The organism is Pseudomonas sp. ME-P-057 (assembly GCF_030208975.1).
GTDB lineage: Bacteria > Pseudomonadota > Gammaproteobacteria > Pseudomonadales > Pseudomonadaceae > Aquipseudomonas > Aquipseudomonas lutea.
On record NZ_JARVSX010000023.1, the window covers coordinates 179,377 to 205,073 of the forward strand.

General features: G+C 61.2%; 24 protein-coding genes. 8 read left to right on the top strand and 16 right to left on the bottom strand.

All coding sequences use genetic code 11. The features are described 5' to 3' along the window. Positions 1-4: 4 nt before the first annotated feature. From QRN48_RS13950 to QRN48_RS13995, 10 genes are all read right to left on the bottom strand, one after another. Complete coding sequence (locus tag QRN48_RS13950; protein ID WP_285351177.1) at positions 5-1,165, bottom strand: efflux RND transporter periplasmic adaptor subunit; 1,161 nt, start codon at positions 1,163-1,165, stop codon at positions 5-7. 105 nt (positions 1,166-1,270) lie between these two features. Next, a complete protein-coding gene (locus QRN48_RS13955) occupies positions 1,271-2,368 on the bottom strand; it encodes a DUF1513 domain-containing protein (protein WP_285351178.1) in 1,098 nt (365 codons plus the stop codon). A gap of 1 nt (position 2,369) precedes the next feature. After that, a complete protein-coding gene (locus QRN48_RS13960) occupies positions 2,370-3,434 on the bottom strand; it encodes an imelysin family protein (protein WP_285351180.1) in 1,065 nt (354 codons plus the stop codon). A gap of 26 nt (positions 3,435-3,460) precedes the next feature. Next, complete coding sequence (locus QRN48_RS13965; protein ID WP_191942978.1) at positions 3,461-4,888, bottom strand: di-heme oxidoreductase family protein; 1,428 nt, start codon at positions 4,886-4,888, stop codon at positions 3,461-3,463. Between the two features lie 148 nt (positions 4,889-5,036). Further along, on the bottom strand, positions 5,037-5,576 hold the full coding sequence (locus QRN48_RS13970; RefSeq protein WP_052075294.1) for an AP2 domain-containing protein: 540 nt from the start codon (positions 5,574-5,576) through the stop codon (positions 5,037-5,039). Positions 5,577-5,831: 255 nt separating this feature from the next. Continuing rightward, a complete protein-coding gene (locus QRN48_RS13975) occupies positions 5,832-7,181 on the bottom strand; it encodes an imelysin family protein (RefSeq protein WP_285351183.1) in 1,350 nt (449 codons plus the stop codon). A gap of 209 nt (positions 7,182-7,390) precedes the next feature. Continuing rightward, the gene (locus QRN48_RS13980) at positions 7,391-9,442 is read right to left on the bottom strand and encodes a putative bifunctional diguanylate cyclase/phosphodiesterase (RefSeq protein ID WP_037014598.1); all 2,052 of its coding nucleotides are present in this window, start codon (positions 9,440-9,442) and stop codon (positions 7,391-7,393) included. 305 nt (positions 9,443-9,747) lie between these two features. After that, entirely contained in the window at positions 9,748-10,344 is a 597-nt protein-coding gene (locus QRN48_RS13985) for a superoxide dismutase (protein ID WP_037014595.1), read from the bottom strand. 576 nt (positions 10,345-10,920) lie between these two features. Continuing rightward, a complete protein-coding gene (locus tag QRN48_RS13990) occupies positions 10,921-11,523 on the bottom strand; it encodes a LysE/ArgO family amino acid transporter (RefSeq protein WP_285351186.1) in 603 nt (200 codons plus the stop codon). A gap of 52 nt (positions 11,524-11,575) precedes the next feature. After that, positions 11,576-11,974: an ACT domain-containing protein gene (locus tag QRN48_RS13995; RefSeq protein ID WP_191942980.1), complete on the bottom strand. Its 399-nt coding sequence runs from the start codon at positions 11,972-11,974 to the stop codon at positions 11,576-11,578. A 92-nt stretch (positions 11,975-12,066) separates the two neighbouring features. On the opposite strand from QRN48_RS13995, the gene QRN48_RS14000 reads away from it, so the two are divergent. From QRN48_RS14000 to QRN48_RS14015, 4 genes are all read left to right on the top strand, one after another. Continuing rightward, complete coding sequence (locus QRN48_RS14000; RefSeq protein ID WP_191942981.1) at positions 12,067-12,966, top strand: LysR family transcriptional regulator ArgP; 900 nt, start codon at positions 12,067-12,069, stop codon at positions 12,964-12,966. An 83-nt stretch (positions 12,967-13,049) separates the two neighbouring features. Then, the gene (locus tag QRN48_RS14005; RefSeq protein ID WP_191942982.1) at positions 13,050-14,048 is read left to right on the top strand and encodes an NAD-dependent epimerase/dehydratase family protein; all 999 of its coding nucleotides are present in this window, start codon (positions 13,050-13,052) and stop codon (positions 14,046-14,048) included. A gap of 66 nt (positions 14,049-14,114) precedes the next feature. Next, the gene (locus QRN48_RS14010; RefSeq protein WP_191942983.1) at positions 14,115-14,966 is read left to right on the top strand and encodes an ATPase; all 852 of its coding nucleotides are present in this window, start codon (positions 14,115-14,117) and stop codon (positions 14,964-14,966) included. A 285-nt stretch (positions 14,967-15,251) separates the two neighbouring features. Next, a complete protein-coding gene (locus QRN48_RS14015; protein ID WP_285351189.1) occupies positions 15,252-15,977 on the top strand; it encodes a hypothetical protein in 726 nt (241 codons plus the stop codon). A gap of 85 nt (positions 15,978-16,062) precedes the next feature. Here QRN48_RS14015 and QRN48_RS14020 read toward each other — a convergent pair whose 3' ends face one another. The 3 genes from QRN48_RS14020 to QRN48_RS14030 form a co-directional block, all read right to left on the bottom strand. Further along, positions 16,063-17,112 carry an alkene reductase gene (locus QRN48_RS14020; protein ID WP_191942985.1) on the bottom strand — a complete coding sequence of 350 codons (1,050 nt, stop codon included), beginning with the start codon at positions 17,110-17,112 and terminating at the stop codon, positions 16,063-16,065. Between the two features lie 62 nt (positions 17,113-17,174). Then, complete coding sequence (locus QRN48_RS14025; RefSeq protein ID WP_285351192.1) at positions 17,175-18,341, bottom strand: MFS transporter; 1,167 nt, start codon at positions 18,339-18,341, stop codon at positions 17,175-17,177. A 33-nt stretch (positions 18,342-18,374) separates the two neighbouring features. Further along, entirely contained in the window at positions 18,375-18,677 is a 303-nt protein-coding gene (locus tag QRN48_RS14030) for an ArsR/SmtB family transcription factor (protein WP_037014573.1), read from the bottom strand. A gap of 288 nt (positions 18,678-18,965) precedes the next feature. Between QRN48_RS14030 and QRN48_RS14035 the strand changes: the two genes are divergently transcribed. Further along, complete coding sequence (locus tag QRN48_RS14035) at positions 18,966-19,565, top strand: acyl carrier protein phosphodiesterase (protein ID WP_037014569.1); 600 nt, start codon at positions 18,966-18,968, stop codon at positions 19,563-19,565. Here QRN48_RS14035 and QRN48_RS14040 read toward each other — a convergent pair. Both QRN48_RS14040 and olsB read right to left on the bottom strand, forming a co-directional pair. Continuing rightward, the gene (locus QRN48_RS14040) at positions 19,523-20,314 is read right to left on the bottom strand and encodes a lysophospholipid acyltransferase family protein (RefSeq protein ID WP_191942986.1); all 792 of its coding nucleotides are present in this window, start codon (positions 20,312-20,314) and stop codon (positions 19,523-19,525) included. The genes QRN48_RS14035 and QRN48_RS14040 overlap by 43 nt on opposite strands. Beyond that, positions 20,314-21,069 carry an L-ornithine N(alpha)-acyltransferase gene (gene olsB, locus QRN48_RS14045; RefSeq protein WP_191942987.1) on the bottom strand — a complete coding sequence of 252 codons (756 nt, stop codon included), beginning with the start codon at positions 21,067-21,069 and terminating at the stop codon, positions 20,314-20,316. Before olsB ends, QRN48_RS14040 begins: the two co-directional genes overlap by 1 nt. A 217-nt stretch (positions 21,070-21,286) precedes the next feature. On the opposite strand from olsB, the gene QRN48_RS14050 reads away from it, so the two are divergent. The 3 genes from QRN48_RS14050 (at position 21,287) to QRN48_RS14060 (ending at position 24,017) form a co-directional block, all read left to right on the top strand. Continuing rightward, positions 21,287-22,375, top strand: coding sequence for a serine hydrolase domain-containing protein (locus QRN48_RS14050; RefSeq protein WP_191942988.1), 1,089 nt, complete (start codon positions 21,287-21,289; stop codon positions 22,373-22,375). Beyond that, positions 22,372-22,710 (top strand): amidase, encoded by a 339-nt coding sequence (locus QRN48_RS14055; RefSeq protein WP_191942989.1) that lies wholly within the window; start codon positions 22,372-22,374, stop codon positions 22,708-22,710. The genes QRN48_RS14050 and QRN48_RS14055 overlap by 4 nt, the downstream gene beginning before the upstream one ends. A gap of 149 nt (positions 22,711-22,859) precedes the next feature. Continuing rightward, positions 22,860-24,017: a phospholipase D-like domain-containing protein gene (locus QRN48_RS14060; RefSeq protein ID WP_191942990.1), complete on the top strand. Its 1,158-nt coding sequence runs from the start codon at positions 22,860-22,862 to the stop codon at positions 24,015-24,017. A 73-nt stretch (positions 24,018-24,090) separates the two neighbouring features. Here the strand turns inward: QRN48_RS14060 and QRN48_RS14065 are convergent, their stop codons facing one another. Continuing rightward, positions 24,091-25,614, bottom strand: coding sequence for a fumarate hydratase (locus tag QRN48_RS14065; RefSeq protein ID WP_037014551.1), 1,524 nt, complete (start codon positions 25,612-25,614; stop codon positions 24,091-24,093). Positions 25,615-25,697 lie beyond the last annotated feature (83 nt).

Consider the following 25,697-nt stretch of genomic DNA (forward strand, 5'->3'; position numbering starts at 1 on the left):
TTGATCAGTCAGCGCGCGGCTGACTGCTCTGTGCTGGCATTACGTGTGCTGGCGCCTGATCAGCCAAGATGGCAACGGCAGTACCGTTATCCAGTTTGAGCTGGCCTCCGGTGACCACTTGCTCGCCAGCCTTTACTCCCTTGCCGATAATCACCAGCCCGCCGCGCCGCTCGCCGGTTTCGACGAAGCGCCGTTCGACCTGCAGCAGGGGCTCGCCTTTGCTGTTCTGTTCGGGCTGGCCGTCGGCGTTCTTTTTCGGTACGACGACGTACACCGAGTTGCCGTAAAGCGTGTAGGTGATAGCGCTTTCCGGCAGCACCAACTGCGCGGTGTCCTGGCCGAGCAGTACCTGCAGGCTGGTGAACATGCCGGGCAGAAGTTTGCTGTCAGGGTTGGGCAGGGTCGCACGGATCAACACGTTGCGCGTGGCATCTTCCACCTTGGGGTTGATTGCGCTGATACGGGCGGTGAACTCGCTGCCCGGGTAAGCCGCAACGCTCACTTGCACCTGTTGCCCGAGCGCGAGTTTGGGCAGCATCTGTTCGGGTACGAAGAAGTCGGCATACAGGCTGGTCAAGTCCTGAAGCGTGGCGATGACCGTGCCACTGGCCAAGTAATCGCCGACGTCGACCTGACGGATGCCGATGGTGCCGCTGAAGGGTGCGAGGATGCGTTTTTTGGCCAGCGAAGCGTTGAGTTGCGCGACGGTGGCGGCGGCTTTTTTCTGAGTGGCAGCAAGCTTGTCGAAATCGCCCCGGGAGATGGCCGACTCGCCCACCAGTTTGCTGCCGCGTCCGTACTCGACCTGTGCAAGCCCAAGGTCGGCTTCGGCGGTGCCGAGCAAGGCCTTTTCGACATCGCTGTCGAGCTGCACCAGCGGCTGCCCGACCTTGACCTTCTGCCCTGACTCGAACTGCACGGCTTTGACCGTACCGGCGATTTCCAGCGACAGGTCCACACCCTGCAACGCCTTGAGCGTACCGATGGCCGGCAGACGGTTCTGCCAAGGCCGTTCAGCGACAACGGCCACCGCGACATTGACCGGCGGCTTCGGCGCCGTGAACTGCTGAATCTGCTGATAGACCGAGAACGCCTTGTACCCGCCCAAAGCCAGCACCACGATCAGCACCACACCCAACATGATCAACAGGCGGCGACGCAACATATTCCACTTCCTTGGAAAAGCGATGAATCAGGCGAGCACGGTAATCTTGTCGCGGTTTAGTTGCCAGTGGCATTGAAGGCTTTCGGAGTCGCCAAGTTTGCCGAATCACACCAGATGCAAATGGTTGTCCCACAACCCCGCCGGGAGCTCCAGCGGCTTGGCGACCAGCGCGGTCTCGCGGCAATCGTAGAAACGGCAGCGCCCCTGGCCCGAGGTCACCACAAAGCCGTCCGCCACCGCGCCCACGCCAGCGCAGTCCGGCAGCGGCGCATCCAGTTTCAGCGCGCCGCTGTCCAGATCCCAGATAAAAAAGCGGTTGCCTCTTGGCGCGGTCAGTGCCACCAGCCGCAGGTCGTTGTGAATGGCAACGCTGGCGGTGTAATGCGCCATGGCCTGTAACTGGGCTTCAGCCACAGGGAACGCCTGGAACGGTTGTCCCGGCCGCTTGATGGCGAGCAGTTCGGCGGATTCGTGGGAAGGCCCCATGAATTGCTGGCCCGCCACAATAGTCCCATCGCTGGCAATCGCCATGTGGCGCACGCTGTTCATGGGCTGCGACAGCGTCTCCTTGCTCAGCAGCGTGCCGTCGCGCTGCATCAATACCAGGCTCGGTTCCATGGCATCGAGGTTCATCTCGACACGGCTTTCAGCCTCGGTGCGGATGCCGCCGTTGGCGATCGCCAGCGTCTCACCGTCCGGCATCCATGAGACCTGATGCGGGCCTACGCCGTGGGTGGTTATCTCCCCGGTGCGTTGCAAGCGCTCGTTGACGAATCGGTATACGCCCAACAGGCCGCGCCCCGGGTCAGTCGTGTCGTTTTCAGTGGCGTACAGCCACTCGCCTTCCTTGTGAATAACCGCATGGCCGTAGAAATGTCGGTGCGCGGGCGACGTGATTGTCTGCAGCAAGCTGCCGTTGCGCAGGTCGATCAGATAGCTTTCAGTCCCGGGTCTGCGCGCGACAAACAAAGCGATAGGCAGGTGAGGGTGGTTGATGATGTCGTGACAGCGATGGGCAACCGCAGTGGCGAACACTTGCGTGCCGTCGACGCGATAGCCCACGGCGAAGTGCTGACCATTGCCGTCATCCCGGGCGGACAGCAACAGCGGGCTTTCACCTTTTTTCGAGAACAGCGTCCAGCCGCCAAACGTGACGGCGCTGAGCAGAAGGCTGCCGAGACCCAGAGCCTGACGTCGCAACATATCAGTCACCATCGTTGGCGTTGAAGCCCAGTTGAATGCCCAACGCCTTGGCCAGTTCGCCTTCGTGCAGGCGGTGGACCACGTTAAGGCTGTCGTAGAAAGCATTGAGCTGCTGGCGGCCTTCTTCCGTCGCCAGCAGGTCGCCCAGTGGCGGTTTCAGCGCGGCCAGCTGCCGATTGCTTTCGGCGTAGGCGGCGTCGATTTTGTCGGCCAATGGTTTTTGTTCCTTTGGCAGCAGACCGCGTAACCCTTTGTTGTTGACGCCGGCCCAGACCGTCTGCGCACTCGCCAGGCTTGCCTGCAGGCTGCCAAGGGAGGCCTTGCTGCGCCAGGCTTCGGCCTGAAACGGCTGCGGCACGCCCTTGGTGTTACGGCCCAGCGGCGTGCCGAGTTTTTTCTTCAGGGAGTCTAGCGCCGTCACTTGCACCCGCAGCAACTCGGCAATGGCTTCATGGGAATCGGCGTAGCGCTGATTGGGGAATTTGCTTAACTGGGCCAGCATGCCGTCGTTGCTGTTCCAGCTGCTCAGGATGTTTTCGGCCAGCGCCTTCTGATGCTCGCCGATGGCCACCAGCAACGGGCAATAGCGCGCCTTCTGTTCAGCGCTGGCCATGTCGATGCCGGCGTCGAACAGGATGTACTCGTACGCTGACAGGCCTTGCACCACCACACTCGATTTAGCCAGGGCGTCGGTGCAGATCTGCGGCTGTGCGGTCAGCAGTTGCTCGACCTGACGACCGACGAGGTTCTTCTTGTCGGGCCAGAACTGAATCTGCCAGGCGCGATTGCCTTCGGCCAGCGGACCGATCAGCAACGGCTGCAGCTCAGCCCAGGCTTTTTGCGCGTGGAGGAAGTCGGCGCGTGCGGTTTCCAGCCCGGCGTTGCCCTGGCAGTAGGCCAGCGCGCTGACCGCCAACTGGCGGTCGGCATCAACCCAGCGGCTGTAGGTCGGCAGGATGACCTGACTGGCGATGGCGGCCGACGTTACCGCTTGCGGGTCCGAGGGCGCACACGCGCCCAACGCCAGGGCGGCGAGACTGGTGAGCAACAGCTTGGGGCGGAACATGCCCGACTCCTTATCTTCAAAAAACGTTAGAGAGAATTCAAAAACGCCAGCAGCGCCGCGCGTTGATCTGCGTCGAACGCGAGCACCTGACGCTGCGCCGGCAGCGCTTCGCCGCCATGCCACAACACGGCTTCCATCAGGTTGCGGGCGCGGCCGTCGTGGAGGAACTGCGTGTGCCCGCTGACGGTTTGCGTCAAGCCAATCCCCCATAAGGGCGGAGTACGCCACTGCTGACCGCTGGCCTGAAACTCGCTCAGGTTGTCGGCCAGTCCTTCGCCCATGTCGTGCAGCAGCAGGTCGGTATAGGGACGGATAACCTGGTTCGCCAGCTCTGGCTCGGCGGCATCGGCGGAGGTGGTGAATTGCGGTGTATGGCATTGCTGGCAACCCGCCTTGAAGAACAGGTTCTTTCCCGACAACACCTGCGGATCGCCGACATCACGGCGCGCCGGAACACCGAGATTGCGGGTGTAGAAGGTGATCAGTCTCAGGATGTTGTCGCTGACCTCCGGCTCCCCGTTGGGGCCGTTGCCATTGGGCGCGGCGAGGCATGCACTCTGCGACGGCGTACAGTCGTCGACGGGCATCAGGCTGGAGGTGAGGCCCATGTCCCCGGCCAGCGCGTGGGCATTTTGTTGCTTTATGCCAGGCTGTGAGGCTTTCCAGCCAAAGCGCCCAAGGACAGTTTTCTGTTGAGCGTCGTCCCAGACCCAATTGGGTTTGCCGGTGATCCCGGTGCCCTGTTTATCGTTGGGGTTGGCGTTGGCCAGAATCGCCGCTTGAGGGATGGCTTCTAGAAGCCCCAGGCCGATCATCGGCGGGGCGATGCGCGCCGAAGCGCGGGTCTGGGGGTGCATGGCGCCGTAGCCGTTCTGGGTGATTTGCAGGGTAGGGCGACGCAAATGCACAGGGGTGCCATCGCGAAAGTGTACGGTCATCGAGTCGTAATCGACCCGCACTTTGCCCTCGGGCGTCACCCCGGGAATCGCCATGTCCTGGAGCTGCTTGCCATACACGGGCTCCGGCGTCAGGCCCAGTCGTTTGATGTGTTCTGCAAACGCCGGCTCGTCGGGGATGGACAGACGCACCAGCATCGACACGGCATTGTCGGCCCCAGCTTCAGGCGGGTGGCCGCGGCCGTCCTTGATGTGGCAATTCTGGCAGGCATTGGTGTTGAAAAGCGGCCCCAGGCCGTCCCGGGCAGTGGTGGTGGACGGGGCAATCACCCAGGGATTACGAAAAAAGCTGTTGCCGACGCTGAAGTCCAGCCGGCGTGCTGGCGACAGGTTGGCCGAGGGCAGGGAGAACGCGTTGCGATCGCTCTTGATGACCGTGGCGGCGCCACCCGAGCGGGACTCGCCCGGCTCGGCGGCGGTGAAACGCGGGGCGTCATCGCACCCGCTCATGGCGAGTGCCATCGGCAGGAGTAACGATGGACGGAACCGCGCAGTCATACAGATCCTGCAAAGGGCTGGAAATCGGGGCGAGCAAGCTTAACAGTCCCGAGTTTTATGAATAAGAGGGATTAGCATTTGTACGCCCTCTCGTAACGTGTTGTTACCAATTCATCCGCCAGCCCTGACGTGCCCCTGACGTGTCGAACTAGGCGCCTGCGATCTCCAGCGCCGGGTTTTCCACAAGCAGCTGCATCAAGCGCCGCTCGCCCTGCACAACCTTGAACGAGCGGTAATCGCCGATGCCGTCGAGCTGGCGCTCGCGTTCGCGTATGGCCAGTTCCTTGGCCCGGTCGTAGCCGTAGTGCTCCACCCTGAACGATTTGGTGACGCTGCTGCCGTTGCGCAACGTGGTTCGCGCAACCCAGTAGGCGATGCCGGTGTAGCAACGGTAATGAACACCGGGATAGCCGCTGGTGTTGGTGGCGATGATGCGTTGGCGAATATCGCGGCTGAGCTTGGGCAGATGTGCCAGCAGCAACTGATCGCGGCACGCGTCCGCGGCTTGTCGCGCCGGGTCGCGGCCACCGTAGCGGGAGAACGAAAACAGCCTGTTGAAGGTTTTGCCGTCGCGGTAGATCGTCACCTTCCAGGCACGGGGGCCCTTGACGCCAACCAGCAGATGAATACCGTAATCGTTGGCTTTGAGCTTACTGACGCGGCGCCTGTTGTTGTTTCTCTTGGGCACTTTCTGTCTCCTCCTGGATAGGGTGGGGTCAAGGAAGTGCGCATGATCGGCGGCAGGTCAGGCGTGTTCAATCCGACACGGAGCGAACAGGAAATGCCCTACAAATCTTACAGACCGGTCCTCGGACGCGGTTGGTAGAGCGAAGAATTCAGCCTTCGATTGACGAAAAAATGCCGACCCGTGGACGGGTCGGCATAGGGGTGGAAAACGGCCGGAGCGCCGCCGGAGACACGCGCCCCGACGGTCGCCAGCGAATCAGAACGCGTGGTCGGCGTTGTCCGGGTTCAAGTCGGTGATCCCGAGCTTGCCGGCGGCTTGCTCGATTGCACCGGTTTGCTTGACCAGCGCTGCAATGGCGTCACGCACCACCTGGTTGCCCGCCGTGTTACCGGCCGCGATGAGTTGATCGAAGTGTTCGCCCTTGTTGGCGTGGTCAACGATAACCTGCAGTTTGGCCTGGGTTGCATCGAGGTCGGCGCGTACGGTCTGGTCGGTTGCAGCGTCTGCCTTGGCCACCAGCGAGGACAGGCTTGGACCGGTCACTTTGCTGCCGTCGACGCGTGTGTATTCGCCCAGATAAACGTTGCGGATACCCAGCCCGTTGTAGAAGTGCGAGTTGTGGGTGTTATCGCTGAAGCAATCGTGTTCGTCCTCGCTGGAGTTGGCCTCCAGTGCCACCTTCATGCGCTCACCGGCCAGCTCGCCGAGTGACAGGCTGCCCATGCCGAACAGCATCTTGCGCAGGCCGCTTTCGGCGGGCTCTGCTTCCAGCGTGGCGCGGTAGTTATCGGCCACGCCCGGCTTCCAGTTGTTGACCATTTCATCCAGGTCGCTGACCAGCAGGTCGGTGGCGGCCTTCAAATACGCGCGGCGGCGGTCGTTGTGGCCACCGGTGCCACCCGGGCCTTCAACGTAGTCGCTGGCGGGCCGTTCACCGGCGCCCGGACCGGTACCGTGCACATCCTGGCCCCACAGAAGGAACTCAATGGCGTGATAACCGGTGGCCACGTTCGCTTCCGCACCGCCGAGCTCATTCAGGCTGGCGAGTTTTTCCGGAGTGATTTCAGTGACGTCGACTTTGTCTTCACCTACCTGCACCGACGTATTGGCGATGATGTTGGCAGTTGCCCCCGGGTTACCCAACGCATGCTGATAATCCTTGGCGACGTAGTCGATCAGGCCTTCGTCCAGGGGCCAGGCGTTAACCTGGCCTTCCCAGTCATCGATGATGGTATTGCCGAAACGAAACACTTCGCTCTGCATGTAAGGCACGCGCGCCGCCACCCAGGCCGCGCGCGCTGCCTTCAGGGTTTGGTCGTTGGGGGTGGCGAGAAATGCATCGACTGCCGAGCTGAGGTTTTTGGCAGTGGACTGGGCGTCGCTGAAGACGGCGAACACGATATTGGCGTAATTGGCGACCACCGCTTTGGTCGCGGCTTCGTTGGTCTGGGCTGGCGCTGCAGCGGATGCAGGTGCTGCCGGTGCGGTGGCGGCGGGAGCCGGGGCAGGCGCTGTGGCGGCTGGCTTGTCCTTGCCTTGATCACAACCGGCCAAAGCGATAGCGACAGCCAGCAGACTTGCGGTTGCCAGGGGCATACGAATCATGAAGGAATCCTGCGTCTAGAAGGGTGTGAGCGGTGGCGAACGCCGAAAAAAAGCTGCGCCATAATGCGAAGGATTTGCATTCTGTGTAAAGGCCGTTTGCCCGGAGAAGGCAGGGGAGATATTTCAAGCTGTTTCAGGAATGTGAGGGAATGCCGCGGGGCGGGCAGGACCTGCAATGGCCGGTCCTGGCACTGATTGGCAGAAACTCGTTACAACGCTTCGCTGTGCGTACGTTCGGCTTGCTTGAGGTAAACCAGTAGCTCCCGCGCCGGCAGGGGCTTGCTATAGAAGTAACCCTGACCTTCGTGGCAGCCCTCGGAAATGATGTAAGCCTCTTGCTCGGCCGTTTCCACACCTTCGGCGATGACCTGCATGCCAAGGCTTTTGCCGAGCTGGATGATGGCGCGCACAATCGTCGCGTCGTCATCGTCGTCGAGCAAATCCTGTACGAAGCTTTTGTCGATCTTGATTTTGTCCAGCGGCAGGCTTTTGAGGTAGCTCAAGGATGAGTAACCGGTACCGAAGTCATCGATGGCGATCAGCGCCCCGGAGCGACGCAGGCTCAGCAGGTGCTGGGCGGCGGTCGTGATGTCTTCCATCAGGCCGGTTTCGGTGACTTCAAGCTCAAGGCTGCGAGAGGGCAGGCGGTAGATCTGCAGAAGGTTATTCACCACCCGCGGCAGCTCGGCATGGTGCAGTTGCACGGTAGACAGATTGACCGCCATGCGCAGGTCGCTGAAACCCTGATCGTGCCATTCCCGCAGTTGCTTGCATGCCTGGTCCAGCACCCACTCGCCGATGGCGATGATGCTGCCGTTCTGCTCTGCCAGCGGAATGAACTGGTCGGGTGGCACGAAGCCGTGTTCCGGATGAATCCAGCGAATCAACGCCTCCACGCCCACCACCCGGTGATCGCGATAGCTGATCTGCGGCTGATAGACCAGATGAAACTGGTCGCGGGCCAATGCTTCACGCAGGTCTTTTTCCAGTTCACGCCGGCGCCGCATTTCGCTGTCAACGCTGGCGATGTAGAACTGGTAGCGATTGCGCGAGCGGGTCTTGGCCAGCGTCATGGTTTGTTCGGCTTTCTGCAGCAGCTTCTCGGTGCTGTCGCCGTCTTCCGGGAACAGCGTGATGCCGATGGTGGCGCGCAGGCGGATCTCTTGTTGGTCGAGGGCGAAAGGCGCTTCGAGATCGTCAAGAATGTTCTGCGCCAACTCCGCTGCTTCGTACGGCTGCTCGATGTCGGCCTGGACCAGCGCGAACTGATCACCGCCCAGGCGCGCCAGCGCACCCAACCGGCCGCTGTGGCTGCGCAGCCGATCGGCCAGTGCCAGCAGGAGCTGATCGCCGGCCTGATAACTGAACTGCTCGTTGATGCCTTTGAAATCGTCCAGACCGACACACAGCACCGCGACCCGATGCTGCACTTTGCCGGCATCGACGAGAATTTTGTCCAGTTGCTTTTGCAGTTGCAGCCGGTTGGGCAAACCGGTGAGGAAGTCGTATTGAGCCATCCGCAGCAAGCTCGATTCGGCCTCGTGTCGCAGGGTGGTGTTGCGCTGGATGGACGCCAATAGCTGGTTGGCGGTGTTTACCCAGACCCCCAGCTCGTTCTTCTCATGCCCCTTGAGCAAGGGCAATTGATGTTCGCTGGGACGGTCGGGGTTGATGCGCGTCAGGTGCTCGATGATGTTGGACAGCGGTTTGGTCAGCAGCCAGTGATAAACCAGATACAACACCAGCCCCAGCGTCAGCGCGCGCAAGACGCCGGAGATGAAAATGATCATGGAGTTGGTGAGAAAGCCTTCACCATAAGTGGCCGTATCCAGTGTGATGCGCAGGTCACCGTAATACTCGCTGTAGGGGCTGCGACCGACCAGCTGCGTGGTGAAACTGCGTTCCTGGCCCAGGATCAGATCGGTCAGCCAGCGGGTAGGGGTAACTTCAAGGTCGCGGGATTTTTCAGCGAGCAAGGTCTCGTTCGGATGACCGATGGACGCCATGCGCACGGCCTTGTCCTGAAACAGGCCTTCGATCACCTGCATGCCCATCTCGCGGTCCAGGCTATAGACGGCCTGGGTCGAGGGGTCGCGGAACATGTCCAGAATACGTGCCGCGTCCGTGGCAACGGCCTGGCGCGTTTTGTAGGCGTCGTAGACGATCTGCGCGCAACTGAGCACGACCCCCACGATCAGCGCCGAAAGCAGCACAACGCGAAGCAGCTTCACCGACAAGCTGTGTTTGAGTTCCAGCTTCAAATGGCCATCCTTTATCCATGCTGACAGCGGGCTGACTGCGTGCAATCAATGGCAATGCAGACATTCGGGTTGAGCGCGCGGGTTGCACAAAACCCCATCAATCGGGAAAGCGGTGACAGGTCGGCCATTAAGGCTATCCGTACTGTGTCGGTCGCGTGCGGGTAAAACTTGAGCCCGGAAGGTCCAATCAGCTCGCAACTGATATTAGTCCGCTATCGCTTCCCGACAATACATAAACGACAAACAGAAGGCGAAAAAAAACCCGGACGCGCCGGGCTTTTTTTATTCGAGCATTCAAGCATTCATCAGGCAGTGAAGCTTTTGCCTTCGAATTGCTCGGCGACGAACTTCCAGTTCACCAGGTTCCAGAACGCCTCGACGTACTTGGGACGCAGGTTACGGTAGTCGATGTAGTAAGCGTGCTCCCAGACATCGCAGGTCAGCAGCGGGGTGTCGCCGCTGGTGATCGGGTTGCCTGCGCCGATGGTGCTGGCCAGCGCCAGGGAGCCATCAGCTTTCTTGACCAGCCAGCCCCAGCCGGAGCCGAAGGTGCCGATGGAAGTCTTGCTGAACTCTTCCTTGAACTTGTCGAAGGAACCGAACGCAGCGTTGATGGCGTCAGCCAGCGCGCCGGTCGGTTGGCCGCCGGCGTTTGGCGCCAGGCAGTTCCAGTAGAAGGTGTGGTTCCAGACCTGAGCGGCGTTGTTGAAGATACCGCCTGAGGAAGTTTTGACGATCTCTTCCAGCGTCTTGCCTTCGAACTCGGTGCCAGGCACCAGGTTGTTCAGGTTCACGACATAGGTGTTGTGGTGCTTGTCGTGGTGGTATTCCAGAGTTTCCTTGGAGATGTGCGGTGCCAGGGCATCATGCGGATACGGCAGCGGAGGCAATTCGAAAGCCATGGTAATTCTCCTAATCAGGTCAGTTGCGGTTTGCGCAAGGCCGATCACGGGCGGCCAGACAGAACTCACGCCGGCGAGTTTGTACTCTTTGCGGCGCAGGGGCTGGATCATAGCACCGGCCCCGAACCTTAACCACGCAACAACTGTAGGGGATAGAGGTTCCAGAGCATTGCGCGGACAGGCCAGGATATCCATAGCTGATCTGCCCAGATATCCAGAATGACGCAAAATGTAGGCGCGCTTGCCCGCGATTGGGGTGTGTCAGCTAAATTTACGGCGACTGTCAGAACGCGTTCGCCAGCAAGCCGGCTCCTACAGATTGGAGTATGCCCAGTTGACGGGAGTGTTGAGGCCGACGCGAAATGTCGGCGCGCTTGCCCGCGATTGGGGTGTGTCAGCAACGTTTACATCGGCTGTGACACACCATTCGCCAGCAAGCCGGCTCCTGCAGATTGGAGTAGATGCCGAAATCTCCAGAATGACGACCATCTGTAGGAGCCGGCTTGCTGGCGAACGCGTGTGGAGATGCTACAGAGCAGGTAGCGCGTCCCGTACAGAGGCGGCACGCATGAGTTTTCACGCTGTTCTGATCAACTGCACTGCCACGCCGAACATCATCACCGCCACCATCAGGTCCAGCAGGCGCCATGTCGTCGGACGCGCGAGCCAGGGTGCCAGCCAGGCCGCTCCGATCGCCAGCGTCGAGAACCACAATACCGAAGCGCTGGCCGCACCGGCGACATAGGCGCCGGGCACCGTTTGCTGCGCGCCGAGCGAGCCGACCAGCAACACGGTATCGAGGTAGACGTGCGGGTTCAGCAGGGTCACCGCCAGCGCCGTCAGCAAGACGGCGCGACGTGAGCGCTGGCCGTCGGCGTCCCCTTGCGCAAGGCTCTGCGGCGACACTGCACGGCGCAGCGCCTTGGCGCCGTACCACAGCAGAAAGATCACTCCGCCCCAGCGCGCGATAGCCAGCAGGGTAGGGCTATGGGCAAGCACATTGGCCAGCCCGAACACGCCCGCCGCGACCAGCACCACATCGCAGACGATGCACAGCAGGGCTACGGATAAATGGTGTTCCCGACGCAGGCTCTGCGCGAGCACATAAGCGTTTTGTGTTCCGATGGCCATGATCAGGCCCAGGGAAATCAACAGGCCGTTGAGGTAGCTCTGCCACATGATAAGGGACTCCGGTCGGTGCTCAGGTAAGAGGCTCGTTCAGCGATGGTGGTCATGCGCCGGCGGCCAGGGCTTTCAAGGTAGCCATGGCTTTCAGCGCATCGTCTTTTCCGACAAAAAGGTGATCGTGATAGAAGCCAGCCACCACATTGCAGCTGATACCTGCTTCACCCAGGGCGCGGGCGAACGCGGCGGTCAGCCCCACGGCCGCTAACGAGGAATGAACCGTCAAGGTGATCCAGGCCATGATGTATTCGGCGTCCAGGCCTGAGGCCTGCGCCTGACTGCGCTCCAGAATCACGGTCAGCCCTTCGCGTTCGCGGATGCTGCCCAGCACCTCAGCCCCGGCCACCCTGCTGATATCCGGGACGGTGCAGAACACGTATTCGCCGTCGTTCAGCTCCGGTGCCATGCTGCGCAGCAATGCGCCAAGTGATGTCTCGCCAGTCATTAACGTTCGCCTTGAGATTCAGTGCTGGTGATTGTCAGTCCCGAACAGGTATAAGAAAAACCAATAAAGCTCATTACCCATTAGAGAAACTGATGTTCGACTACAAGTTGCTGTCAGCGTTGGCAGCGGTGATCGAGCAAGCCGGCTTTGAGCGTGCAGCCCAAGTGCTCGGTCTTTCGCAATCCGCCGTGTCGCAGCGCATCAAGCTGCTGGAAGCGCGGGTCGGTCAGCCGGTGCTGATCCGCGCAACGCCGCCCAGCCCGACGGAAATCGGTCGGCGCCTGCTCAATCATGTCCAGCAGGTGCGCCTGCTGGAGCGCGACTTGCAAGCCGCGGTTCCGGCGCTGGACGAGGGCGGCATGCCGGAGCGGTTGCGCATCGCTTTGAATGCCGACAGCCTCGCCACCTGGTGGGCGCTTGCCGTCGGGGACTTTTGTGCCCGGCATCGCTTGCTCACCGATCTGGTGGTTGAGGATCAGGACGTCGGGCTCAAACGGATGCGTGCCGGCGAAGTGGCCGCGTGTCTGTGCGGCAGTGAGCGGCCAGTGGCCGGGGCGCGGAGTTTACCGCTCGGCGCCATGCGCTACCGTGCGCTGGCCAGCCCGGAATTTATCGAGCGGCATTTTGCGGCCGGCGTCACAGCACAGGCAGTGGCGCATTCGCCGGCGCTGGTGTTCGGCCCGGATGACTTCCTGCAGCATCGCTATCTGGCGTCGCTGGGTGTCGACGGCGGTTTTGAGCACCATCTGTGCCCGTCCTCCGAAGGTTTTACGCGCATGGTTGAAGCCGGCATGGGCTGGGGGCTGGTGCCTGAATTGCAAGTTGGCGCCCAGCTGGCCAGTGGCCGATTGGTCGAATTGCTGACCGATCACTGCATCGACGTGCCCTTGTACTGGCATCATTGGCGCAATGGCGGGCAACTGCTCACCGAGCTGACTGACCATCTGGCGAAGACTGCAGGCCAATGGCTGGTGCCGTTGGACGGCCAGTGAGCGTCAGTAGGCGATGCGCCTTCGGGCACATTCGCACGATTTGAATCGCAACTTTATGCAAAAGACATCAAACGGAGCACGCAATGAAAATTCTGATCACCGGCGCAGGCGGCTTCATCGGCGGACGCTTCGCGCGTTTTGCCCTGGAGCAGGGCTTGAGCGTCCGGGTCAGCGGCCGCCGTGCAGAGGGTGTCGAGCACCTGGTCAGGCTCGGCGCCGAGTTCATACAGGGTGATCTTTCCGATCCGGAGCTGGTTCAGGCGCTGTGCGACGACGTCGAGGCCGTGGTGCATTGCGCCGGTGCGGTAGGCACATGGGGACGGCGTCAGGATTTTCATCAGGGCAATGTTCAGGTCACCGAGAACGTCGTCGAAGCGTGCCTGAAACAGCGGGTTCGGCGGCTTGTGCATTTGTCGTCGCCGTCGATCTATTTCGATGGCCAGTCGCACCTCGGTATCCGTGAGGAACAGGTGCCCAAGCGCTTCGGCAATCACTACGCCGCGACCAAATACCTGGCCGAGCAGAAAGTGTTTGGCGCCGAAGAATTTGGCCTGGAGGTGATCGCGCTGCGTCCGCGCTTCGTCACAGGCGCCGGCGATACCAGCATCTTCCCGAGGCTGCTGGAGATGCAGCGCAAAAAACGCCTGTCGATCATCGGCAACGGCCTGAACAAGGTCGATTTCACCAGCATCCAGAACCTCAATGAAGCATTGCTCAGCAGCCTGCTGGCGGCGGGTTCGGCGTTGGGGAAAGCCTACAACATCAGCAACGGCGCACCGGTGCCGCTCTGGGACGTGGTCAATTACGCCATGCGCCAACTGCAGCTGCCGCCGGTCACGCGCTATCGGTCCTACGGACTGGCCTACAGCGCAGCCGCCATGAATGAGGCGGCATGTTTCGCCTGGCCGGGACAACCTGAACCCACGCTGTCGCGTTTAGGCGTGCAGGTGATGAACCGGGATTTCACGCTTGATATCAGCCGCGCCAGGCATTATCTGGATTACCAGCCTGAAGTCAGCGTGTGGACAGCCCTCGACGAGTTCTGCGGCTGGTGGAAAGCCCGGCACGGCGGGCCGGTGTAAAAGCCGTCAACATCCGTGGTTATACTGCGAGCCATCCAGATTCAGCGGTTTTTCAAAGGTAAACGCATGCGCAAAGATCCGTATGACGACGTCGATAACGTCCCCAGCCTCAGCGCCAAAGATGACGACGATGACTTCCTGCCACCGCCGGGCGCGCGCGAGCGCACCACGGTTTATTCGCGTGATACGCCGGTGGTCAAAGTAAAAGCGCCGGGGACCGGTGCGCTGTGGGCGCTGATCGCGGTGCTGTTTATCGCGTTCTGCGGCCTGGGCTGGTGGAGCTTCCAGCAGGTTTCATTGATGGAGCAGCAACTGGTGGCGACGCAGGAAAGTTTCGCGCGGATCAGTGAGGAAGCCGCGGGGCGCTTGCAGGATATCTCCGGCAAGGTGGTGGCGACCGAATCCATGGCCAGCAGCAGTGAAGCGCTCAAGGCGCAGATCAAGGATTTGCAGGATCAGTTGGCCGATCAGAGCAAGCAGCAGCAAGGTGTTGCGGGTCTGCAGGGCGGGCTGGACAAGCGGCTTGAGCAGATCAGCAGCCAGAGTGCTCAGCAACAAGCGATCAATCAGCAACTGCAGGATCAGTTGAAGGCCCTGACGACCGAGTTGGCCGCGCTGAAAGCTGCGGTGCCGGATGGCAAGTCTGCGCAAGCGGAGCAGGAGCGTCTGGATGCTCAGGTGAAATCGTTGAGCGCGGACGTGGCGACCCTCAAAAAAGCCAACGGGAGTGCGGCGATCGAGCAGCTCGAGCAGGATGTGGTGGTGTTGAAAAGCCAGCTGGATAACCGTCCGGCAGCAGCGAGTTCCGGTGCGAGTCTTGCTGAGTTCGACGCGTTTCGTGGGCAGATGACGCGGACGATCAATACGTTGCAGAGTCAGATTCAGACGTTGTCGCAGCAGATTAATGCCCGACCGTGAAGCCGCCCCTGATGACGGCGCTGTAGGGGTGTCGTCGGGGTATGTGACGCCGAGTAAAGTTCAGTGGTGAACTTTGACGTTGCGCTGTAGGCTATTTCCGATTTTGATAGTTCGTCAGCTTCATGAATTGCGTTTATTTGGTTTTGAGTTAGTGTTCTAACCAGTGGCTGGCAATTGTATTTAATTTGCCACTCACTCGCTGAGGAGCATTAATGTCGAAGCTCCTTACAACAACTATACAACTTCCGATGATTTAATTCGTTACACCAGTCAAGGATGACTAATATGAAAACTTTCGACACTAAACACGGCCAAAGCTCTTCGATTACTAAAAGCATCGTCAGCGGTGCGGGCCTGGCCCGAAATGCTGCCAAGCTGCCCAAGATCAGAGCCGGCACCAAACCTCCGGTGAAGAAGAAGCCGCCGGTCGAAAAGCCGCCCGTTAAAAAGCCACCAGTCGACAAGCCACCCATTAAAAAGCCTCCGGTTACCAAGCCACCGGTGAAGAAGCCGCCGGTAATCCGACTGCCCGATGTAAAACCCGTAAAACCAGTGCAGTCATCTGTTAGACAGCGTCCTACCAAGCCCGTGATCAAGGGGCCGGTCAAACCACCCGCGTCGTTTGTGCTCCCGCCCAAGCCGTTGATCCCACCTCGTCTGGCTGAAGTGCTGTCGGTGGTTGATACGATTACCGGTGTTGTCTCCTTGCTGTATCCGGTGGGGACGTATCTGCTGGCGAGCGGAGACAAACAACTGCCGGACGGCCGCATAGCGGATGCCGGCGGCGAGTACGTGACGGATGCCGATGGCAACGTCCAGTATCTGGACGGCACCATTATTTATGGAGACGGGACGGTCAAGTTTCCGGACGGCACCTATCAATATACTGACGGAAGCGTAATGTACCCCGACGGCATGGTTGGTTATCCGGACGGGACCTGGAGGTTTCCGGATGGCACCGTTACGGATTCGGAAGGCAATATACTGGCGACTGATTATCCAGAGCAGTAAGTTGGAAAGCGTGTTTTAAAACAGCCCCGGCTCTTTCGAGTCGGGGCTTTTTATTGTCGCTTTACTACGTAAAGCGCGATGCAGCCTACAGCGTCGGGTAATCCAGATAGCCTTCAGCGCCCTTGCCGTAGAAGGTTTCAGGATGAGGTTCGTTGAGCGGTGCGTCTTTGGCCAGGCGCGCAGGCAAGTCTGGGTTGGCAATGAAAGGCACGCCGAATGCAACGGCGTCGGCCTTGCCGCTGGCGAGCCATTCGTTGGCGCTGGCTTTGGTGAATTTCTCATTGGCGATGAACACGCCGCCGAAGGCTTCTTTCAAGCGTGGACCAAGGCTGTCGTCGAGTTCACGTTCGCGAGCGCAGATGAAGGCGATGCCGCGCTTGCCCAGTTCACTGGCCACGTAAGTGAAGGTTTCGGCCAGGTTGTCGTCGCCCATGTCGTGGGAATCGGCACGCGGTGCCAGGTGCACGCCAACGCGGCCGGCGCCCCAGACCTCAATCGCAGCGTCGGTCACTTCCAGCAGCAGACGAGCGCGGTTTTCCAACGAACCGCCATAGGCGTCCGTACGGGTATTGGTGCTGCTTTGCAGGAACTGGTCGAGCAGATAGCCGTTGGCGCCATGGATCTCTACGCCGTCAAAACCGGCGGCTTTGGCGTTCTCGGCACCGATGCGATAAGCGTCGACGACTTCCTCGATCTCGGCCAACTCCAGTGCACGCGGCGTCACGTAGTCAGACAGCGGACGCACCAGGCTCACATGGCCTTTTGGCTGAATGGCGCTCGGGGCCACTGGCGTTTCGCCGTTCAAGTAGCTCGGATGAGAAACACGGCCGACGTGCCACAGTTGCAGGACGATTTTGCCACCGGCAGCGTGTACCGCTTTGGTGACGTTCGACCAGCCGCGCACTTGATCATTGGACCAGATGCCCGGGGTGTCAGGGTAGCCAACGCCCATCGGCGTCACCGAAGTGGCTTCGCTGATGATCAGGCCTGCCGAGGCGCGCTGGACGTAATACTCGGCCATCATCGCGTTGGGCACTCGGCCTTCGTCGGCGCGGCAGCGGGTCAGCGGCGCCATGATGATGCGGTTGGGCAATTCCAGGTCGCCCATTTTGATGGGGTCAAAAATCGTGGTCATCGGAATAAAGTCCTCAGTGGAATCGGTAATGGGTGGATCCGCAGTTGTAAATATCGGGTGCATCAGCTCGTCGCAGGCGCCAACTCGGCATCGCTGCGCTGACGAAAATTGATCAGGGTCACCAGCAGCGCCAGCACGGCCAACGCACCGGCGGCCAGCGGGACAGTGGTAAGGCCGAAGCCGTGGGCAATGACGCTGCCGCCGACCCATGCGCCGAGCGCGTTGCCCACGTTGAAGGCGCCGATGTTCAGGGTCGACACCAGATTGGGCGCAGCCTTGCCGAAGGTCACGACGTTGATCTGTAAGGCAGGGACAGCGGCGAACGCAGCGGTCGCCCAAAGGAAGAGGGTGACTTCGGCAGGGATCAGCGCCGTGCTGGTCCAGCTCAGCACCGTCGAAATCACGGCCATGGCAATGAACACGCCGATGAGCGTCGCGGCAAGCCGGCGGTCAGCGAGTTTGCCGCCGATAATGTTACCCAGCGTCAGGCCGAGACCGATCAGCATCAGCGTCCAGGTCACCCCCAGAGGCGAGACCCCGGTGACCTCACCCAGCAGTGGCGCAACGTAGGTGAAGAGGGCGAACACCGACGCCGCGAACAGCGCCGTCATGCTCAGCGACAGCCAGATTCCCACGCCTTTGAGTGCTGCGAGTTCGGCGCGCATGTCGAGCTTCTCTTCGTCCCGCTTGCTTGGCAGAAAGCGGATCAGGCCGATGAAGGCAATGACGCCGATCACTGTTACCGCGAAGAACGTCGAGCGCCAGCCGGCTTGCTGGCCCAGCGCGGTGCCCAGTGGCACGCCCAGCACGTTGGCCAGGGTCAGGCCGGTGAACATCAATGCAACCGCTGAAGCACGACGGTTGGCCGGCACCAGACCCGCCGCCACCACCGAGCCGATGCCGAAGAATGCCCCGTGGCATAGCGCTGTGACCACGCGGGCGAACATCAGGATGTTGTAGTCCCCGGACAATGCGCAGAGCAGGTTGCCGATGATGAAGATTCCCATCAGCGTCACCAGTGCGGCCTTACGCGGCAGTCTTGAAGTGGCCATGGCCATGAAGGGGGCGCCAATGGCGACGCCCAGAGCGTAGCCGGTGACCAGCCAGCCGGCACCGGGAATGCTCACGCCCAGGTCGCGGGCGACGTCCGGGAGCAGACCCATGATGACGAACTCGGTCGTCCCGATGGCAAAGGCGCTCAAGGCCAGAATTAGAAGTGAAAGGGGCACGTGCGTCTCCTGAATCGGTAGGTGGCGATGGGCTCAGAGCCGCTCGGCCAGTTGCTGCAAGAAGGCCTGAATGACGGCGTCGTTGCGTTTGAAGAAATGCCACTGGCCATGCTTCTGGCTGGTGATCAGCCCGGCGCGCTGCAGGGTCGCCAGGTGCGCTGAAATCGTTGATTGCGACAGTCCGGCGCGCTGGTCGATCTGCCCGGCACAGACGCCGCCGTCGACCGTGTGATGCTGGTCGGGGAAGGTCGCCGCGGGATCTTTCAACCAGTCCAGGATTTGACGCCGCACCGGGTGCGCGAGGGCTTTGATGATTTCGTCGATGTCGATTGGCATGTCGTTCTCAGGGCAGTAGCGCTGTATCGCGAAAGAGCGAACTTTATATCTATAAATCGCGATATACAAATATGAAGTCGTGCTTAGCCGCTCGCAGATGGTTATATCGGGCTAATGAATGGGAGGTTGATCGCTCCGAAAGGTGACCGCGCGGGCGGTCGGGTGTGCGCAAAGTCACTTTACAGCCGCGCTGAATATGGCGAATGTACGGAGGCTTCACGAACCACTTCGCTCCACGAATTCAAGGCCGGCGGTGTTTCCCGCCAGACGGCAATAAGGCAAGGCCCCATGAATTACCTCGCACACCTGCACCTCGGCGGCCCGGCGCCAGCGCAATTGCTGGGCAGCTTGTACGGCGACTTCGTCAAGGGGCTGCTGCCCGGTCGTTTTCCCATCGATATCGAACAGGGGATCCGGCTGCACCGGCGTATCGATGCGTTCACCGATTCGCATCCGCTGATCAAGCAGGCGCTGGGAAGATTTCCCGAAGCGCGCCGACGCTATGCCGGCATTGCACTGGACGTATTTTTCGATCACTGCCTGGCGCGGGATTGGCATCGGTACTCCGATGAGCCGCTGGATGACTTCACGGCCAGGGTTTACCGCGTGCTGGCTGACGAACCTGTACTGCCGGAGCGGCTGGCGTTGGTTGCACCGCGCATGGCTGCCCAGGACTGGCTCGGTTCGTACCGTGATTTTTCGGTGGTGGGCGCGGCCCTCGCGGGGATATCGCGACGCCTTTCACGCCCCGAAGGCCTGGCCGGCGTCTACGAAGAGCTGCAAGCGTTGTATCAACCGCTAAGCGATGACTTCAGCGCGTTTTATCCTGAAGTCCGCGCGTTTGCTCAAGCCGCTTTGGCGGCAGAGCGCAGCGGCATGGCAGGCTGAGCCGCTTCACCAAACAGCGCGACCTTCACTGCGTCCTGCGCTTCAAACGCCAGCGCTGCACGTTCCTTGCCGCGAGACGCGATGGGCGATAGCAGGTGAATGTGGACCTCACTCACGTCATTGGCGAACAGCCGCCGCAAGTGCGACAGCAGATCGTCGTCGCCGATGAAGGGCGCAATGGGGTCCGGGCGGCCGTCGCGCAGGTACTGGATGGCCACGGGTTGCAGCGCCACACCGGTTTCAATCGCGCTCGAGAGTAACCGGCCATGAAAGGTGCGCAGGCTGCGGCCATCAGTGGTCGTGCCTTCCGGGAAGATCACCAGCGAATGCCTGGCGACGAGATGCTGACCCATTTGCTTCTGAATCAGCTTGCTGTCGCCCGAACCCCTGCGAATGAACAGGGTGCCGGCCTTCAGGGCCAGCCAGCCAGCCACCGGCCAGGTGCGCACTTCGGCTTTGGACAGGAACGACAGCGGTGCCAGCATCCCCAGCAGTGGAATGTCCGTCCAGGACACATGATTGCTCACCCACAGCATGGGCTCGCGCGGCAGGGTGCCGCTCACCTTCACCCGGAACGGCAGAGCCGCACTCAGGCGCTTCATGAACCAGGCAGTCCAGCGCTGGCGACGCACCATTGAGTTGCCGATGCGCGAGCGCTCCATCAACGTAAACGTGCCGGCGATGGCCAGACCCAGGCCGATCACCCAGAGCACCCGGGCCACACGCGCATGGCTGCGCAACCTGCTCATTAAACCGCTGCCTTGAAATGGCGGGCGTAGCGCGGGCACAACTCGTCGCGCTTGAGCAGAATGAACACGTCGGCAACCTGAAAGTCTTCGTCCCAGCACGGTTCGCCGCAGATCTTCGCGCCCAGGCGCATGTAGGCCTTGAGCAGGGGCGGCATTTCACAGATCACGTTGTTGGGCAGGTCCATCTTCGGCAGCGGATTCTTTGGCTCGGCGCGCAGGTGTTCAGTGCACAGATAGCGTTCGCGCAGGCGTTGCATGATCGCGTGAGCCTGCACGCCGCCATCCTGCATCGGGATGCTCGCGCAGCCCATCAGGTAGCTGTAGCCGCCTTCGTTGAGGATTTCCGCCAGCTCGCTCCACAACACGGCGATGGTGCCGCCGTTGCGGTAGGCCGGGTCGACGCAGGTCCGGCCGAGTTCGAGGATCGGGCCCTGCAAATGGCCGAGGCCATGCAGGCTGAATTCTTCTTCGCTGTAGAAGCGGCCCAGCCTATTGGCCGCCTTGTGGTCCAGCAAGCGGGTGGTGGCGACCAGGCGGCCGCTGCTCAGGTCACGCACGCCGATGTGCATGCAGTGGACGTCGTAATCATCCATGTCCAGGCCCAGTTCGGCACCCTTGAGCCTGGCGTTGAACTCGCCGCTGAACACACTGAAGCGCAACGCCTGTGCTTCCTGCAGGGCCTTCCCACCGATCAGGCGTTCAGCCTGCAGGCGACGTTCGGTTCGGGTGTCTCGAATGCTGGCGATCTGAGTCATGCGGCGTCTCCGTAATCCAGCCTTCGTCCAGGCTGGTCGACTGATTGTTCGAGCATTGCTGTACGGATTCAGGCTAGGGAGGGGCCGTGTCACCCCCATTAAACTTTGGTGATGGTTGCGTGACAAAGGGTTGCGTTCAGTGGGCGTTCAGCTTTCGTTCAAGGCGCTGTCATTATTCCCTGTTACGTTTGCTTGCATCTGCGCCCGAGAGCCTTCCATGACCCGCCTGCTGTTTACCCTCGCGCTGTTGATCATCAGCTGTTCTGCCGCCGCCGAAACCTGGCCTTCCGCGCAGTGGTCCGAGCGACCGACTACTCGAAATGAAGCCGTTTCCGCCCTTGAGAGCTACGCCTTCCCGGCCCGCGACGAAGCCACCCGCAAAGGCGTGCGCACGGACGCGCTGCTGATCATTCACAACGGCGAAGTGGTGTATGAACGCTATGGCGGCGTGACCCGGGCAGACACCCCGCACCTGACCTGGTCGATCAGCAAAAGCATTCTGGCGAGCGTGCTCGGGGTTGCCTTTGGCGAAGGCCGTTTCAAGCTTGAAGACCCGGTGGCGACGTTTTATCCGCCGTTCAACGTTCATCCCGACATCAAGCTCCAGGACCTTTTGCACTGGGCTTCCGGGCTGGACTGGCAGGAAGACTATGAGTACGCGCCACTCAACTCATCCGTGGTGGCGATGCTCTACACCCGCGGACGCGGCGACATGGCGCGGTACACCGCCGAGCACGGCGTCGCCAGTGCGCCGGGCACTTCCTACCGCTACTCCAGCGGCGACAGCACCGTCCTCGCGGCCGCGCTGAAGTCCATGGTCGGGGAAACCGCCTACGCCGATTACCCGTGGACCGCACTCTTCGAACTGCTCGGAATCACCAGCGCGACGTGGGAGCGCGACGCCACCGGCACCTTTGTCGGGTCGTCCTACGCGTACATGACGGCCCGCGACCTGGCGCGCATCGGCCTGTTGATGGAGCGCGGCGGGCGCTGGCAGGACCGCCAATTGCTGCCCAAGGCCTGGGTCGATTTCAACCTCGCGCCGTTCAAATCCCTGACCCCGACGGACGAAGCACCGGGCGGACACTGGTGGCTGAACACCACGGCGGACGGCAAAGCAGGTCCGTGGCCCGATGCACCGGCCGACACCTTTGTCGCGCTTGGGCATTGGGGGCAGGCGCTCTACGTCATCCCGAGCGCGGGGCTGGTGATCGTTCGATACGCCGACGATCGCGACGGCAGCTATGACCACAACCAACTGCTGAAACTGGCGCTGAAGGCTGTAGTCGGGGAGGGTGACAAATGAACGCTCGCAAATCATTTATCCGACGCCGCCCGTTCAGCAGTCTCGTCTTATTGTTGCTGGTCATCATCGCCGGCCTGATCTGGAACTGGCGCGTGCAGCTGCAGGTATTCCCCAGCATCATCAGCGCATACACCGCCAAGGAGTACTGCTCATGCCGCTTCGTCATGAATGCGCCGGCGGAGTATTGCCACAGCTACGTCAAGCAGTGGCTGCCCAGCACGATTGACGAAGACAGCCTGAGCAAGCGCATCACCGCCACAGGGCTGGGCCGCGAGAGCACTGCGCAGTGGGAGGGCCCGCGACAGGGCTGCCGGTTGTTGCCGCCAGTGCCATAGAACGTTGAAGTTTGCCAGCGGTCAGACAGGCGGATAGGGTTGCCCATCGCACCCTCTGGAGTTCGCATGCCCATTCGTCTTCCTTCTTTGCCTGCCTGCGCTTCAAGTGCCACCGATGCCTGCGAATTGATCGCCATGGCGACTCGCTCATGAGGGGGGCGATCTTCCCGTGGCGCGAAGAAAACCAGTTCGACCTGCTGATTGACGGCCCGGCTTTTTTCCCGCGAATGATCGCCGCCATCGACGGCGCGCAGCAGCAAATCGAACTCGAGCTGTATCTGGTGGAAGCCGGGGCGTGTGCCGAAGCGGTGGTGCAGGCGCTGGTGAGTGCGGCGCAGCGCGGCGTGATTGTGCGCTGCCTGTTCGATGGCTTCGGCTCGGCGGCGTTCACGATCGGCCTGCGCAAACGGCTGACCGAGGCCGGAGTGATTTTGCGGATCTATAACCCTGTCCATTGGCGGCGAGGCCTGCGCAACCTTTATCGAGATCACCGCAAGCTGCTGCTGGTCGATAAAGAGCTGGCGGTGGTGGGCGGCACGGGTGTGACTGACGAATTCTGGCGCCCGGACGTGAACAGCAGTGAATGGCATGAGGTCATGGTCGAAATCCGCGGCCCCATGGTGGTGGACTGGCAAATGCTGTTCGACCGGCAGTTTCACGCCAACCCCCGGCGACGGGCATGGCGGCCAGCGGAGAAGTTTGGCTTGCCGCGCCTGCCCAGAGCGCCGGTTGGCGGAGAGGGACTGGGGCGCGTGGCGTATGCCGACTCCCGCCAGAACAAGGACATTGTGCAGTCGCTGGTACGCGCCCTGAATACCGCTGAAACGCGCATCTGGCTGGCGACGCCTTATTTCCTGCCCACCTGGAAAGTCCGCCGTGCGCTGCGTCGTGCGTCCTCGCGTGGCGTAGACGTGCGCCTGTTACTGACCGGACCGCGCACCGATCACCCATCGGTTCGCTACGCCGGCCACCGTTACTACCCGCGCTTGCTCAAGGCGCAGGTGAGGATATTCGAATACCAGCCGTGCTTCCTGCACCTGAAGATGGTGCTGATCGACGATTGGGTGAGTGTGGGTTCGTGCAACTTCGACCACTGGAATCTGCGCTTCAATCTGGAAGCCAACCTTGAGGCGATCGACCCGGCGCTTACCCTTGCGGTGGCCGACAGTTTCACCCGTGATTTTGCCGTGAGCAGCGAAGTCAGCCTGAAGGACTGGAAATCCCGGCCCTTGTGGCGGCGGGTGCAACAGCGTGTGTGGGGGTGGCTGGACCGGTTGGTGGTCAATGTGCTGGATCGGCGCGGTTAGCCCACAATCAACCGTGGCCCACAAAAAAGCCCGACACGCAGGTCGGGCTTTTTCGTTTTAACGCTCGAAACGCTTACTGCACTTCCACCGCCAGGCTCTCACTGATCTTCTTCTGCCAGATGGCAGGACCGGTGATGTGAACCGACTCGCCCTTGCTGTCGACCGCGACAGTGACCGGCATGTCCTTGACCTCGAACTCGTAGATCGCTTCCATGCCCAGTTCCGGGAAAGCCAGTACCTGGGATTTCTTGATGGCCTGCGCCACAAGATAAGCGGCGCCACCGACGGCCATCAGGTAAACGGCTTTGTTGTCCCTGATCGCTTCGATGGCGGTCGGGCCGCGCTCGGACTTGCCGATCATGCCCAACAGGCCGGTCTGCTCAAGGATCTGACGAGTGAATTTGTCCATACGCGTGGCCGTTGTAGGACCGGCAGGCCCCACCACTTCGTCACCGACCGGATCGACCGGGCCAACGTAGTAGATGAACCGGCCTTTCAAGTCCACCGGCAGGCTTTCACCCTTGTTGAGCATTTCAACCATGCGCTTGTGCGCGGCGTCGCGGCCGGTGAGCATCTTGCCGTTGAGCAGGACGGTTTCGCCCGGCTTCCAGCTCTGCACGTCTTCCGGTGTCAGGGTGTCGAGGTTGACGCGGCGGGCCGACGGGCCGGCTTCCCAGACGATCTCAGGGTAGGCATCCAGCGGCGGCGCTTCGAGGGAAGCAGGGCCGGAGCCATCGAGCACGAAATGAGCGTGACGGGTGGCGGCACAGTTGGGGATCATGCAGACCGGCAGCGAGGCGGCGTGGGTCGGGTAATCCATGATCTTGACGTCGAGCACGGTGGTCAGACCGCCGAGGCCCTGGGCACCGATGCCCAACTGGTTGACCTTCTCGAACAGCTCCAGACGCATTTCTTCCAGCTTGTTCGACGGGCCGCGTGCCTTCAGCTCGTGGATGTCGATGGATTCCATCAAGACTTCCTTGGCCATGACTGCCGCTTTCTCGGCGGTGCCGCCGATGCCGATCCCCAGCATGCCCGGCGGGCACCAGCCAGCACCCATCGTCGGCACGGTTTTCAGCACCCAGTCGACGATCGAGTCGGAGGGGTTGAGCATCGCCATTTTCGATTTGTTTTCCGAGCCGCCACCTTTGGCCGCCACGTCCACTTCCACGGTATTGCCGGGGACAATGGAGTAGTGGATCACGGCAGGGGTGTTGTCCTTGGTGTTCTTGCGGGCACCGGCCGGATCGGCGAGGATCGAGGCGCGCAGGACGTTTTCCGGCAAATTGTAGGCGCGACGCACGCCTTCGTTGATCATGTCGTCCAGGCCCATGGTGGCGCCATCCCAGCGCACGTCCATGCCGACGCGGACAAAAACGGTGACGATGCCGGTGTCCTGGCAGATCGGGCGGTGGCCGGTGGCGCACATGCGCGAATTGATCAGAATCTGGGCCATGGAGTCGCGTGCAGCGGGGGATTCTTCACGCAGGTAGGCCTCGTGCATGGCCTGGATGAAATCCACGGGGTGGTAGTAGGAAATGAACTGCAAGGCGTCAGCGACACTCTGGATCAGGTCATCTTGCTTGATCACGGTCATTGGGCGCGCTCCTCTGATTTGGCGGGAACATTCGATTTGCGGGTGGCGACAGTACCGCTAATATCAGACGCCTGCATCATGAT